We start from the raw sequence: 13,863 nt of genomic DNA, 5'->3' as shown, positions 1-13,863 counted from the left end.
AGCTGCTCCACAAAAGAAAGCGACCCGTTTGGACGGGTCACGTATTTTTCGTTTTATCGGAGAGCACGTTATCAGGGGATTGGACGTCGTCAAGCAAGAAGGCGGTGGCCGGCCCAACGACGACCTTTGTGAGGCCGGCCATCTGGAAATCTCGCAAACAGAGACCGGCTTGTATGTTGCAGGTCAGCCGCGGAAACAGCCTGTTCAACTGGCCAGGCGACCGCGCCAGTCCGGGCCGTCTTCGTAGATGTCGTCGAGCGTGGCAAGCAGCTTCTGAACGGGTTCTGCATGGGTGCTGTAATAGATGGTCTGGGCTTCGCGGCGTGTCTCCACGAGATTCTGCGCCCGCAACTTTGACAAGTGTTGTGAAAGGGCCGATTGGCTCAGCCCGACCCGGGCCGCGAGTGCTCCAACATGCATCTCGTCTTCGGCCAAGACGCACAATATCTGAAGCCGTTTCGGGTTGGCCATGGCCGAAAGTAGGCCCGCAGCGATGACGGTTTTGTCCGATTCCGTGTTATGTGTCACCTTGATATGTCCTCTTTTGGTTGCGCGATCCAGACTAGAAAGCCCCGGAATAGAGTTCGATATCTGGCAACCCTACACAAGTGAAAACAAAAAAAGTAATCCCATATTTAGGGTATTATTAGAACGTACCTTTGATAAGGTTAGCGAATTCGTCGTATGACGATGCTGCATTTGGAAATTCTACTCTGGATATTGCTGATTTTTTTCTTGTATAAGTTCCCTCAGGGTCCGAACTTACTATCTGAATCTCCCTTTTTTCATGGTCTTTGAAAATAGCGTCAGTAAGCTTTAACGCGTAAGTGTGGTCGAACCATTGGTAGGATGACAGCGCTTCGGGGTGAACGATTTCCGCACCCTTCAGGGCATAGGCTTTCCCGAAACCGCCGTTGAAATTCGCCGAAACGGGTTCCAGGCGCATAAATGAAAAGTCGGGGAAGTCGATGTAAGTTTTTGCTTTCGGATGACGCGCGAGAAATCGAGATTTCAACCATTCATGGTGTTCGCTGTTGGGTGTTACGGGGCGCACATGGCAACGGGTTGTCAGGCGCGGGTGGGCGAGCGGGTCGCCCTTGCCCGGCTCGCCTGTGAGCAGCGAAACCCTGTTATCATGTTCAATAGCCTGCGTATGAAAGGACAGTCTCGAGACGAGAATCACCGGCGCGCCATCGAGATCGGTTGCCAGCAGAACGCGGCTGACAAGCGGGAAACCGGTATCTGATTCGTTGACCCCGAGAGCAGCAAAAGGCGCCTCGCGGATCAGTCGGCGTGCCAGCGCTACGGCCTCTGCATCGGTTTCGCGCAGCGTATTCTGTTTCATCGCTCGGTGTTTTCCTGTTGGGGAGGGCGTGGCGCAAGGTTATTTATGACATCACGAATTGAAACCGTCCCGACGACCCGACCACGGTCGATGACGCCGATCGTCTCCGGTCTTTGCGAAAAAACACGCAGCAATTCTGCGACTGTCGTTCGCGGTCTGACGGTGGCTGCGAGGCGCACCGCCAGCTGTTCACGATCGATAACCGGCTGCATGATGTCTTCGGCCGTCAAAAAGCGGTACCGGTTAATGGTGGCGACAAAATCGGCAACATATCCTGTTGCGGGAGCCCTGATGATTTCGCGTGGGGTACCTGACTGGATAATCCGTCCCGCCTGCATGATGGCAATCCGGTTCCCCAGCTTTACGGCCTCATCAAGGTCATGGCTGACGAAAATAATGGTTTTGTCCAGGGCTTTCTGAAGCGCAAGCAATTCATCTTGCAGGTGGGTGCGGATCAGCGGATCGAGGGCGGAAAACGGTTCGTCCATCAGCAGCACAGGCGCCCCGGTTGCGAAAGCCCGCGCCAGACCAACCCGCTGCTGCATGCCGCCCGAAAGCGCATGGACGGGATGGTCGGCCCAATCCGCCAGATTGACAAGCGCCAGCTGCTCTTCGATACGGGCGCGTCGCTGTTTCAGGTTGACGCCCGAAAGCTCAAGTCCGAAGCCGATATTATCGGCGACGCTGCGCCAGGGCAGCAGAGCGAACTGCTGAAACACCATCGAGACCGCGTTGCCGCGCAGCGACCGTAGTGCTCGCTTGCCGGCGGTGTAGGGGGTGACCGGGCCTTGCTCGGTGTGAATCGTCACAGTGCCCCGGGTGACCGGCGCCAGACCGTTCACGGCCCTTAGCAGTGTTGACTTGCCTGAGCCCGAAAGCCCCATCAGCACGACAATCTCGCCGCGTTCCACTGTGAGTGATGCGCCAGAAACCCCAACCAAATTGCCTGTTCTGCGCTGAATGTCGTCGCGTGAAAGTCCGGTGTCGATCAGCGGCAGCGCACGCGCAGGGCGTTTGCCGAAAACAATATCGATGTTGTCGAGTTCCACGGCCTTGTTCATGGGCAATTCCGAAACTGTTGACGGGGTACATGCCATTCCGGCCCGCAACGGGCGGGTTTCTGGATGGGGTGTTTTTCACAATAGGCGCATGGCTGCAAGTCCGCAGCCGGGGTGCGCTTCCATGGAGAGATTGGACGGGTTACGAGTTTCCTGTGGCTTCGTCGTTTTGGGGCTTTATTCCGATGCATTGATCCCGGCAAAAGAAATCCGGAAGGATCGAAAATATGGCGAAGCTTCATTTTTACTACGCAACGATGAATGCCGGGAAATCGACCCTGCTTTTGCAGGCAGCCTATAATTACCGCGAGCGCGGCATGCATGCTGAAATATTGGTTGCCGAGCTTGACGACCGTGCCGGAAAGGGTGTGGTCTCCTCGCGGATCGGCCTTGCCTCAGAAGCCGTGACCTTCGGTTCCGACAGCGACCTCCTGGTGCTTGTGCGGGAACTGAATGACCGGAGCACAATAGATTGCCTGCTTGTCGACGAGGTCCATTTCGTCAAGGCCGAGCATGTGTGGCAGTTGGCCCGTGTCGTCGATGAGCTCGGCGTACCCGTCATGGCCTATGGTCTTCGCTCCGATTTCAAGGGCGAATTGTTTCCTGCATCGCGGGAGCTTTTCGTTCTGGCAGATGAAATTCGCGAGGTGAGAACCATATGTCATTGCGGCCGCAAGGCGACCATGGTGGTTCGCCTTGACGACGGTGGTAACGTTCTGCTCGATGGTCCGCAGATCGTTGTCGGTGGTAATGATCGCTATGTGTCTTATTGCCGGGTGCACTGGAAGGAAAAGACAGGCCGGGTTTGAGACTACCGTTCTCGCATTTGATCAGTCGATCAGGTTGAGTCGAATTGTTTTTGCAACCAGTTGTGTGCGGTTGACGCAGTCGAGCTTGCGGATGGCATTGGCGAGATAGGCATTCACTGTATGGTCGGAAAGGCCAAGGATGCTACCGATTTCATGCGAGGTTTTGCCTTCTGCTGTCCAGCCAACCACTTCCATTTCGCGGGCAGACAATGCGGCCAGCGGCTCACCTGGACTGCGCTGAAGTTCTGATAACCGGCCGAGTGTCAGCCGCGCGATACTGGCGAGTGCATATTCTTCTGTTCTGTCGAGCGGCTCGCGATCGCCAAAAAACAGAAGACTCAGAGGTTTTCGGGCATTTGGCGCGAATGCAAAAACGACGCCCATGCTGATGTGCATCGTGCGCATAAGCTCGGCCAAGTCCGCGCGGCCGCTGTCATGTGGGTCTTCAATGTCGGCAAGGGTCCATTGCAGTGGCGCCGCTGCACGGCCATGGGTATTTGCCTGTGAGCTCATCCGCAACAGGCCGGCACGCTCGGATGCTTCGACAAAGGAGGGCGGCAGGGTCGTGCAATGGATCGCGCAATCCGGCGCTTCGGTCTCGGCCCAAGGGTATTCCACAAGCGCGAAATGAGAGAACTTGAACTCCGTTGCAATCGGAGAGAGCAGCCGCGATAAGGACTCGACCTGAGATGCCTTGTCGAATGCCCAGGTAAACCGGCTTTGATTTTTTTCGCCTGCAGGGTACATATTGCGATCCCGAAAAGGGGAACATATTTGAAAATAAGTCCAAATTTCGACTTGAGGACTGCTGATATCTCGGTGAACAGTTCATTTTTGCGCCGACACCTCGCCGCTTCTCCCAAGAATTTGAGCAATACTAGTCATATACCTCTGGCGAAGTCTAGTTGAAAAGAGGGTATTATTATACTTTTACGTGTAATTTGTGTTGCGATTTCGGCGACGTTTTGAGTGCTGAACGCCGTTCGCGTGTCACTGCGGAATGGTGCTTTCGACGCAAAGCTACGCCCACAGCAAGACCTCGGGGCTTGCGGTGGGCGTAAAGCCGGCGGTTGCAATTGCGCGTCGGAACAGGTCTACCTTCGGTAGGAAAGGCCCCGAGGTTAATGCTATCCGGCGGTGCGGCGTTCTTCCTGAGCGATATTGGCTTCGACCACGGCGAGCGTGGCCATGTTGACGATACCACGCGAGGTGACCGAGGGTGACAGGATATGGGCGGGCAAGGCGCTACCGAGGAGTATCGGCCCGACATGAAGCGCATCCAGCATGCTCTGAACCACTGTCATGGTGATATGTGCGGCATCGAGCGACGGGAATATCAGCAGATTGGCCTCGCCCGACAGGGTGCTGTTCGGCATTTCCCGGTGGCGCAGTACGTCGGAAATCGCTGTATCACCGTGCATTTCGCCATCGACCTCGAGATCAGGCATGCGTTCGCGAATGATCGCCAGCGCATCGCGCATGCGCGCTGAACTTTCGGAATCGCGCGAGCCAAAATTCGAGTGTGATACCAGCGCAGCCTTGGTGGACATGCCGAAACGCGATATTGCCCGGGCGGACTGGATCGTGGTTTCCGCAATCTCTTCTGCGGTAGGACTATAAGTGACATGCGTGTCGGCAAAGAAGGTTGCACCGCGGTTGGAAATCAGAAGCCCCAGGCTCGAGAAATCGCGGACGTTTTCATGCTTGCCGATAATGTTTCCGATGTCGCGCAAGTGCCGCTCGAAGCGGCCTTCCACGCCGCACAGCAAGGCATCGGCGTCGCCGCGCTTGACGGCAAGCGCCCCGATCACCGTGGTGTTGGTGCGCACGATCGTGCGGGCACGTTCCGGTGTCACGCCCTTGCGGGCGACGAAGGCTAGATATTCATCGACATATTCCCGAAAACGTGAGTCACTTTCCGGGTTGATGATCTCGAAATCCTCCTGCGGACGCATCCTCAGACCATAGCGCTTCATACGGATCTCGAGCACGTTCGGCCGGCCAATCAGGATTGGCCGCGAAACGCCTTCCTCTATCAGCACCTGAGCCGCGCGCATCACCCGCTCATCTTCGCCGTCGGAGAAGATGATCCGTTTGGGTTCTGCGGCCTTGGCTGCGGCAAAAACCGGCTTCATGACGAGGCCGGAGCGGAAGGCAAATCTGTTCAGTTGATCGTAGTAAGCCTCATAATCCGCGATCGGTCGCTCGGCGACGCCGGATTCCTCTGCTGCGCGGGCGACTGCGGGCGCAATGCGCAGGATCAGGCGCGGGTCGAAGGGAGAGGGAATGAGGTAGTCTGGACCGAAGATCAACGGCTCGCCCGAGGAAGAATGTGGCACTTCCCAGACTTCCTCCCTGGCCAGCCCGGCGATGGCGCGCACAGCCGCCATCTTCATTTCCTCGTTGATGGTGCGCGCGCCACAATCAAGTGCGCCGCGGAAAATGTAAGGGAAGCACAGGACATTGTTGACCTGGTTGGGAAAGTCGGAGCGGCCCGTGCAGATCATCGCATCCTCGCGCTCGGCGCGGGCGAGGTCAGGCATAATTTCCGGCACGGGGTTTGCCAGCGCCATGATCATCGGCTTGTCGGCCATTTTTTTCAAAAGCGCCGGCTTTAATGCACCCGCGACGGACAGGCCGAGAAACACATCAGCGCCCTCGATATGGTCGGCAAGCCCATGCGCGTCGCTTTCCTGGGCGTATACTGCCTTCCACCGGTCCATGTTGGTGGTGCGGCCGGGATAAACGAGGCCGTCGATATCGAAGACCCAGATGTTTTCGCGCCGGGCGCCGAGAGAGACGAGGAGATTGAGGCAGGCAAGGGCAGCAGCCCCGGCGCCCGAGGCCACGATCTTGACGTTTTCGATCGATTTGCCGGCAAGCTCCAGCCCGTTCAGGATCGCCGCGGCGACGATGATGGCGGTGCCATGTTGGTCGTCGTGGAACACCGGGATCTGCATCTTGTCGCGGAGGATGCGTTCAACCTCAAAACATTCCGGTGCCTTGATATCTTCCAGGTTGACCCCGCCGAAGGTCGGCTCAAGCGCAGAGATTGTGGAGACCATTTCATCAATGGTCGGCGCGTCGATTTCGATGTCGAAGACATCAACGCCCGCGAATTTCTTGAACAGGACGGCCTTGCCTTCCATGACCGGCTTGGAGGCGAGCGGCCCGATATTGCCGAGACCGAGCACTGCGGTACCGTTTGAGATGACGGCGACAAGATTGCTGCGCGCTGTGTATTTCGCGGCATCGCCGGGGTTATCATGAATGGCAAGGCAGGGCGCGCCGACCCCGGGCGAATAGGCCAGCGCCAGGTCGCGCTGGTTGCCAAGTGGTTTGATTGCCTGGATCTCAAGTTTTCCGGCGCGCGGATAGCGGTGATAAAAAAGGGCCTGTTGCTTCAGGTCTTCTCCGGCACCCTTGGTTTCGTTCGGGTCGCTCATCGTCTCGTCTCCTTGCCCGCGCCGGCTGGCCGGGTCTCCACAATGCCGGGCGACTATATGGTCGGGGATTGCGAACATCAATCCATCGTTGGTGCTCGCGCGGCTGTTTTGGGCCTGTGCCTAGTGCTCCTGTCACGTGCCATGTCTCGGCAACTGATTGTTCACAATAGCGGATGTTTCACTCCCCGCATTTTCAGGTATTGTGGTTTGTGTAAACGGGCGGCCTCCCGCAGGCGCCGATCAATTCCCCATACCCTGCATGGAGTCTAACAATGAATAAAATGTTGCTGCCCATGGCGCCTTACTTTCTGGCCCTGCTTCGGGTCGTTGCCGGCCTGCTCTTTATGCAACACGGCACCCAGAAGGTCCTCCATTTTCCGGTTTCCGACTTTTACCCCCCGATGTTCTCGCTGCTGTGGTTTGGCGGAATTCTGGAAATCGTCGGCGGTGCGCTGATCATCGTCGGCCTCTATACCCGTATTTCGGCCTTTGTGCTTTCCGGGATGATGGCCGTCGCCTACTTCATGTTCCATGCGCCGAACAGCTTTTTTCCGGCGCTGAACGGTGGCGATGCAGCAGTGCTGTTCTGCTTCATTTGCCTCTATATTGTGTTTGCCGGCCCCGGCGCGTTCAGCCTCGACAGCAAGGTCAAGCGCTGATCACGGTTTACTATCTTCATATGATCGCAAAGGCGGGCTCCACCGGAGTTCGCCTTTTTGTTTCGGCGTGTTGGCCGGGTTGCTCTTTTCGTTCAAGCCAAAAGCGGATAGGGCTCGGGAAAGAATGAAGGCCCGCAGGCCCCGTTGGAACGAACCAGGATGAAGCGCAATGATGCCGAAGCAATACATTATTCCCGGGATGATGATTCGGGACATGCTGGTGCCGGTGCCGCTTGACTGGTCGAACCCGGATGGTCCGATCATCCAGATTTTTGTGCGCGAAATCATCGATCCGGTAAAACGGCGCGACGATCTGCCGACACTTGCCTTCCTGCAGGGCGGGCCCGGCGGCAAGTCACCGAGGCCTTCCGGCGGCGGCCCAGCCTGGCTTTCCGAGGCGCTGAAGACCCACCGCGTGATCCTGATTGACCAAAGGGGGACGGGACGCAGCAGCCGGATCGAGGCTGCGACCATGTCCCGCTTCGAAACCGGAGAGGCAGGTGCAGACTATCTGATGCATTTTCGCGCCGACAGCATCGTCGCCGATTGCGAGCATGTGCGCAAAAACCTGATCGGAGAGCGCAAATGGGAGACACTAGGGCAGAGTTTCGGCGGGTTCATCACGCTGACCTATCTCTCGCAGGCGCCGGAGGGGCTGTCAGCCTGCTATGTGACCGGAGGACTGTCCGGACTTTCTGCTTCAGCGGATGATGTCTACCGCCGAACCTATCCGCGGGTGCTCGCCAAGAACCGGCAATATCACCGGCGTTATCCCCATGACGCTGCGCTGTTTTCGCGGATCGCGGATCACGTCTCGGCCAATGATATCCGCCTTCCCGACGGTGACCGGTTGAGCGTGCGGCGGCTCCAGACACTCGGCCTCGCCTTCGGCATGGCGCCGGGTTTCGAAAATGTGCACTGGCTGATGGACGAGGCTTTTGCCGACCCTGACGAAACGCGGCTTTCCGACAGTTTCCTGTCTTCGGTTATGGTCGACACCGGCTTTGACGGCAATCCGCTTTTTGCCGTTCTGCAGGAGAGCATATACGGGCAGGGGAGTGCGCCGACGAACTGGGCCGCCGAACGGGTGCGCGCCGAGTTTCCCAGGTTTGACCCCGAACAGCGGCCGCTGATGCTGACCGGGGAAATGATCTATCCGTGGATGTTCGAGGAAATCCGCTCCCTGCGCCCCTTCCGGGATGCAGCAGAGGCGCTGGCCGCGCGCTCCGATTATCCGCCGCTTTATGATGCCACCCGGCTTTTTGCCAATGACATCCCCGTCGCCGCCGCCGTCTATCATGACGACATGTATGTCGATGCCGGTCTTTCGCTGGAGACAGCGGGGCGGCTCGGCAATTGCCGGGCATGGGTCACCAATGAATATGAGCATGACGGGCTGCGCCAGAGCCCCGACGTGTTCCGCCGCTTGCGCCAGCTGGTGCTGGAGCAGGGCGGGCCGCTGTAAGCTTTGCAGAGCCGTTTCGAAGGCCCATCATCTATCCGCAATATGTTTTCCCGGTCGTCGTCGCGCGCATGCCACGGGCGGCAGCCTGCTGTTATGAATCCTTCATCTTTCGTTCAATCAAATGTCGTGTTGCGAGGCTAATTGCAGATGGCCATCGAACTGCAATTTTCATTGCGATAAGGATTTTTCGAATGATGAAACTCTCCGCCTATCTGCTCGCCGGCTCCGTGGTGCTCTCCGCCTCGGCCGCGTTCGCCGCCGACACCTCTGTCGAATTCTGGCACAGCTTCTCCGATACCAGCGCCAATGGTGCAGCCCTTGCCGAAATCATCGACAATTTCGAAGCCGCCAATCCCGAGATCACAGTCGACGCCCAGTTTATCGGCAATTACAACGACATCGTCGCCAAGCTTCAGGCTGCGATCCCCGCGCGCCGCGCACCCGACGCAGTGATCATGGAAGTGACCCGCTACGGCCTTTTCGCCGATCGCGGCGTGCTCGGCGACCTTTCCGACCGCCTTGCAAACGATCCGCTTGCCGACAACCTGTTCGACTTCGCCCGCGAAGTCGGCATCTTTGAGGGCAAGAACTACATCGTGCCCTTCAACTCCTCGACGCCGGTTCTCTACCTCAACAAGGCCGTTTTCGACGCTGCCGGTTTCGAGGAAGAGCCGCAACTCGAGACTTATGACGATATCCTGGCCGCTGCCCAGCAGATCACCGATACTCTGGGTGATCAGGGTATCATGGGTATGACGGCGCCCGGCCAGTTCGCGCGCTGGGGCCTGATCATGGCGAATGACAGCGACCTGATCGACTCCAAGACCGGCGAAATCCTGATCGATGCGCCGAATACGGTCGAGGCCTATGAATGGATGGCCTCGCTCGTCGACGATTACAAGGTCGCCTCGCCCGATGGCGTAACCGATGAGAAGAAGGACAAGCAGTTCTTCATGTCCGGTAATGCCGGCATGATGATGAACTCGACCGGCAATTACGGCGATGCCAGGGCCGCGCTGGGCGATGACCTTCTGGTTCGTCCGATGCCTTGCAACAAGGTCTGCGCCGTGCCGATCGGCGGTGCTGGCATTGGCATTCTTTCGTCGGCGGAACCTGAGGTGAAGGACGCTGCCTACAAGTTCATCTCGTTTGCTGCCTCGCCGGAATCGAACGCCATATGGTTTGCCGAAACCGGCTACATGCCGATCAACAAGAAGACCGCCGAGCAGCCGCGTGCCGCCGAAGCGCTCGCCAATGCTGAAGGCATCGATGTCGCCATCAACCAGCTCGACTTCGCCCGTGGTCGTCCGCGCCCGGTCGTCGTCACCTGGATGCGCGCTAATGAATATGACGTCTGGCAGTCGATCGCGCTCGGCCAGCGTAGCGCTGAAGACGCGCTTGGCGATTTTGCCGAACGGACGCGTCAGGAAGCCCAGCGCCTTTCCAACTGATTGATCTGAAAGACACTCCCGCCCGCGCGCCCAAGAAAAAGGTGCGCGGGCCTTTTCCAATGACAAGCGCTGCTGCCGTTAACGCGCATGCGCCTGTGCGAAAGTCCGCCCCATGCCGCGCAAGCTGACGCCCTATCTCTTCGTCCTGCCGCTGATAAGTTTCATTGCGGTCTTCACCTATATCCCGATTGTCACCAGTATCGACCTGAGCTTCCGGCAGTGGGACTTCATGACCCCCGACAAGCCGTTTGTCGGGTTTGAAAACTATCGGGTCCTGTTCAATTCCCGCGAATTCTGGAATTCGCTCCGGGTGACGGCGATCTTTGCTGTTGTCTCGGTGCCGCTGCGGCTGGCGCTGGCGCTTTTGATTGCAAGCGCGCTGACGCGCGAAACCTTTTCACGGCGTATCCTGCGCGGCGCGCTGTTCCTGCCCTCGGTCACCTCAACCGTTTCGATTGCTGTGGTGTTTTCCTGGGTTTTTTCCACCGATTACGGCATGGCGAACGGTCTGCTGTCGTTTTTCGGTGTCGAGAAAATCCGCTGGATGCAACGGCCGGATCTGGCGCTCGGTGTCCTTATTTTCATCAATACCTGGAAACAGCTCGGCTATGACATCGTCATCTATATCGCCGGTCTACAGGCTATTCCGCAGGAACTCTACGATGCCGCTGCAGTCGATGGCGGCAAGCGCCGGCACGTCTTCCGCCGCGTCACCTTTCCGCTGGTGATGCCGACGACCTATTTCCTACTGGTGATCTCGGTGATCGAGGCATTTCAGGTGTTCACCCTCGTCTCGGTGATGACCGAGGGCGGGCCGGCCGGTGCCACCGATCTTCTGGTCAACCTGCTTTATCGCATCGGCTTCACCTTCTTCGATATCGGTCAGGGTTCGGCGCTGGCCGTGCTGCTGTTCATTCTCCTCATCGCGCTTGCCGTCATCAAGTCGCGCGTTCTCGGCCGGAAGGTGCATTATGAAGCCTGACAATCCAATTCTGGCGGGGCTTGCGCTGCTGGCGGGCCTGCTGTTCCTCTCGCCTGTGCTGTACTCGATCTGGATGTCGTTCCAGACTTCGACCGCCTATTATACCGGCACGGTCGATTTCACGATCGGCAATTATCAGCTCGCCGTCGGCCAGTATAATTTCGCCCGCTACCTCATCAACAGCCTGATTGTCTCGGGCGCGGTGACCTTGATCGGCATTAGCTTTGCCACCATGGCGGCCTATGCATTTGCCCGCTTCACCTTCTTCGGTTCCAACCTGTTGTTTGCGGCAACGGTGGCAACGCTGATGATCCCGAGCCATATCAGTCTGATCCCGAACTATCTGACGCTGGCAAATGTCGGCCTGCTCGACACCTATGCCGGGTTGATCCTGCCGGCGATCTCCAACGGTTTCGCCGCCTTCTTTCTGCGCCAGTATATTCGTGGCATTCCCCGCGCGCTCGATGAGGCGGCTTACATGGATGGCGCAACGCCGCTGAAAGTGCTGTGGCGGGTGATCGTGCCGATCGCCAAACCGGCGATCCTGTCGATGGGGCTCTATATCTTCATCACCGAGTGGAACAACTATATCTGGCCGCTGGTCGCCACCAGCCGGGAGGACCTCTACACGCTGCAGGTCGGTCTTGCCCGCCTCTACCGCATCAATCCCGGCGAAGGACTGATCAACTGGCCGCTGGTCATGGCGGCATCCGCCATCTCGATGCTGCCGGTCATCGCCGGCTTCGTGCTGGTCGAGCGCCATCTGGTGCGCGGTATCACCATGGGCGCCGTCAAATGACACGACATAACGTAAAAAAGGAAAAGACTGTGACGCGCATTGCCTCTCATCGCGGCGGAACCCTGGAATATGGCGACAGCACCTTTGCGGGCTTTGCCGCGACAGCCGCGATGGAGGTCGATGAGGTGGAGTTCGACCTTCACCCGACGGCTGATGGCCGGATCATCGTCAATCATGACGCAACGCTTGACCGAACCACGGATAGCACAGGCGTGGTCGCCGCGATGAAGGCCGAGGATGTGCGCGCGGCAATCGTCAACCATGCAGGTGACGGTTTTCGTCATCCGCTGTTCGTCGAGGAGCTTTGCGATATCTTCCGGTCGAGCAAGGTCGGCTTTCGGTGTGAGATCAAGCCCGGCTTTGACGGCAAGCCCTATGCCGGCTTTGTCCCGCGTGTCACCGAGGCGCTTGAAAAGGCCGGGCGGCTGGAAACCACGGTGTTTTCGTCGTTTCTGCTGGACAGTCTCGATGCGCTGAGAGAGGCAACAGACCGTCCCGCACTCTGGCTTGTCAGCCCACCGGTGCTGATCCAGCTGGGGCCGCGCGGCGTGGTCGAAGTCGCGCACCTGCGCGGCATTGGCGAGATTGCGGTCAATATCGATATGGCCGACGCGAAGCTGAAAAACATGGCTGCAGATGCGGGCCTCGCCTTCGGTGCGTGGGCGGCGCATACGACCGTGCAAATCACCAAAGCCTTCGCGCTTGACCTGAAGGTGTTCACCACCGACAGGCCGCGTCTGGCCATCGAAATCCGCAATGCATTGGCAATGGAGACGGCACGATGAGCAGCATCTCGCTGAAACATATCCGCAAGGCCTATGACAACGGGCCGACGGTTCTGCATGGCGTATCGATGGATATCCGCCCCGGTGAGTTCGTCGTTATCGTCGGACCGTCCGGTTGCGGCAAATCCACGCTTCTGCGTCTGATCGCGGGCCTTGAGGAATGCCGGGAGGGCGATATCGAGATCGACGGAAAGCGCGCCAATGACGTGTCCCCGCAGGACCGCGACATCGCAATGATTTTCCAGAATTACGCGCTCTACCCACATATGAGCGTGCGTGAAAACATCGCCTTCGGGCTGGAACTGCGCGGTGTGGCGAAAAAGGAGCGCAACCGCCGCGCCGAAGAGGTTGCCGCCACGCTGCAGCTTGCTCCTTATCTTGACCGCAAGCCCGGCGCCCTTTCCGGCGGACAGCGCCAGCGCGTGGCCATGGGCCGGGCGATTGCCCGCGATACCTCGACCTTTCTGATGGATGAGCCGCTTTCCAATCTTGATAATGCGCTGCGGGTCGTCATGCGCCGCGAGATCAAGGAACTGCACCGGGCACTGAAAGCAACCATCGTTTATGTGACCCACGACCAGACCGAGGCCCTGTCGCTGGCCGACCGGATCGCGGTGATGAAGGACGGCTATCTGCAGCAGTTCGACACACCCGAAGCCATCTATGACCGGCCCGCCAACCGCTTCGTCGCCTCCTTCATCGGCGCACCGGAGATGAACTTTCTGGATGCCGGAAAACTGCCCGGCGGCGTGGTTCCGGCCGGGCTGACAATGGGGCTCAGATCCGATGCGCTGACGATCACCGCCACCAATCCAGGCGGCGTGGCGCTACCCGCATCCGTGACCTTAAGCGAAATGACGGGATCGGACGTCGTGCTTCATTGCGAAACGCCGGCCGGCCGGGTTACGCTGACGTGTCACCGTAGCGCGTTGCCAGCAGATCTGTCCGATTGCTGGATCGCCTGTGATATGGATGCGGCGCATTTCTTTGACGCGGAGACAGGCGTGCGCGCCGAGACCGTGGTTGAACAACGGGCCGTATTGCAGGGCTGAGGAAAGACGACA

Annotated in this window: 13 protein-coding genes; 8 read left to right on the top strand and 5 right to left on the bottom strand. The window is 58.4% G+C overall.

Going from position 1 to position 13,863, the window contains the following annotated elements; genetic code table 11:
- Positions 1-204 precede the first annotated feature (204 nt).
- The 3 genes from AC0L7L_RS13665 to AC0L7L_RS13655 all read right to left on the bottom strand — a co-directional run bounded on the left by AC0L7L_RS13665 (position 205) and on the right by AC0L7L_RS13655 (position 2,406).
- The gene (locus tag AC0L7L_RS13665) at positions 205-528 is read right to left on the bottom strand and encodes an ArsR/SmtB family transcription factor (protein ID WP_272212547.1); all 324 of its coding nucleotides are present in this window, start codon (positions 526-528) and stop codon (positions 205-207) included.
- Between the two features lie 118 nt (positions 529-646).
- Positions 647-1,345 (bottom strand): HugZ family pyridoxamine 5'-phosphate oxidase, encoded by a 699-nt coding sequence (locus AC0L7L_RS13660; RefSeq protein WP_473509564.1) that lies wholly within the window; start codon positions 1,343-1,345, stop codon positions 647-649.
- Positions 1,342-2,406: a quaternary amine ABC transporter ATP-binding protein gene (locus AC0L7L_RS13655; protein ID WP_473509562.1), complete on the bottom strand. Its 1,065-nt coding sequence runs from the start codon at positions 2,404-2,406 to the stop codon at positions 1,342-1,344. Before AC0L7L_RS13655 ends, AC0L7L_RS13660 begins: the two co-directional genes overlap by 4 nt.
- Before the next feature lie 224 nt (positions 2,407-2,630).
- Between AC0L7L_RS13655 and AC0L7L_RS13650 the strand changes: the two genes are divergently transcribed.
- Positions 2,631-3,212 carry a thymidine kinase gene (locus AC0L7L_RS13650; RefSeq protein WP_272212542.1) on the top strand — a complete coding sequence of 194 codons (582 nt, stop codon included), beginning with the start codon at positions 2,631-2,633 and terminating at the stop codon, positions 3,210-3,212.
- Between the two features lie 21 nt (positions 3,213-3,233).
- Here AC0L7L_RS13650 and AC0L7L_RS13645 read toward each other — a convergent pair whose 3' ends face one another.
- Positions 3,234-3,959 carry a helix-turn-helix transcriptional regulator gene (locus tag AC0L7L_RS13645; protein ID WP_473509560.1) on the bottom strand — a complete coding sequence of 242 codons (726 nt, stop codon included), beginning with the start codon at positions 3,957-3,959 and terminating at the stop codon, positions 3,234-3,236.
- Positions 3,960-4,339: 380 nt separating this feature from the next.
- Positions 4,340-6,658: an NADP-dependent malic enzyme gene (locus AC0L7L_RS13640; protein WP_473509558.1), complete on the bottom strand. Its 2,319-nt coding sequence runs from the start codon at positions 6,656-6,658 to the stop codon at positions 4,340-4,342.
- A 272-nt stretch (positions 6,659-6,930) separates the two neighbouring features.
- Here AC0L7L_RS13640 and AC0L7L_RS13635 point away from each other — a divergent pair, with 272 nt between their 5' ends.
- The 7 genes from AC0L7L_RS13635 to AC0L7L_RS13605 all read left to right on the top strand — a co-directional run bounded on the left by AC0L7L_RS13635 (position 6,931) and on the right by AC0L7L_RS13605 (position 13,851).
- Positions 6,931-7,317: a DoxX family protein gene (locus AC0L7L_RS13635; protein WP_473509556.1), complete on the top strand. Its 387-nt coding sequence runs from the start codon at positions 6,931-6,933 to the stop codon at positions 7,315-7,317.
- Positions 7,318-7,489: 172 nt separating this feature from the next.
- Positions 7,490-8,782: an alpha/beta fold hydrolase gene (locus AC0L7L_RS13630; protein ID WP_473513934.1), complete on the top strand. Its 1,293-nt coding sequence runs from the start codon at positions 7,490-7,492 to the stop codon at positions 8,780-8,782.
- A gap of 191 nt (positions 8,783-8,973) precedes the next feature.
- Positions 8,974-10,233: an ABC transporter substrate-binding protein gene (locus AC0L7L_RS13625; protein WP_272212535.1), complete on the top strand. Its 1,260-nt coding sequence runs from the start codon at positions 8,974-8,976 to the stop codon at positions 10,231-10,233.
- A gap of 112 nt (positions 10,234-10,345) precedes the next feature.
- Positions 10,346-11,215 (top strand): carbohydrate ABC transporter permease, encoded by an 870-nt coding sequence (locus AC0L7L_RS13620; RefSeq protein ID WP_473509554.1) that lies wholly within the window; start codon positions 10,346-10,348, stop codon positions 11,213-11,215.
- Positions 11,205-12,014, top strand: a complete 810-nt coding sequence (locus AC0L7L_RS13615) for a carbohydrate ABC transporter permease (RefSeq protein WP_272212534.1) — start codon at positions 11,205-11,207, stop codon at positions 12,012-12,014. The genes AC0L7L_RS13620 and AC0L7L_RS13615 overlap by 11 nt, the downstream gene beginning before the upstream one ends.
- 29 nt (positions 12,015-12,043) lie before the next feature.
- The gene (locus AC0L7L_RS13610) at positions 12,044-12,799 is read left to right on the top strand and encodes a glycerophosphodiester phosphodiesterase family protein (RefSeq protein ID WP_272212533.1); all 756 of its coding nucleotides are present in this window, start codon (positions 12,044-12,046) and stop codon (positions 12,797-12,799) included.
- Positions 12,796-13,851, top strand: a complete 1,056-nt coding sequence (locus AC0L7L_RS13605) for an ABC transporter ATP-binding protein (RefSeq protein WP_272212532.1) — start codon at positions 12,796-12,798, stop codon at positions 13,849-13,851. Before AC0L7L_RS13610 ends, AC0L7L_RS13605 begins: the two co-directional genes overlap by 4 nt.
- Positions 13,852-13,863 lie beyond the last annotated feature (12 nt).

The sequence above is a fragment of the Martelella sp. K41-7 genome, assembly GCF_055808365.1.
Note: the sequence above shows the minus strand (reverse complement) of the source record. Positions and strands in the feature narration are given on the sequence as shown.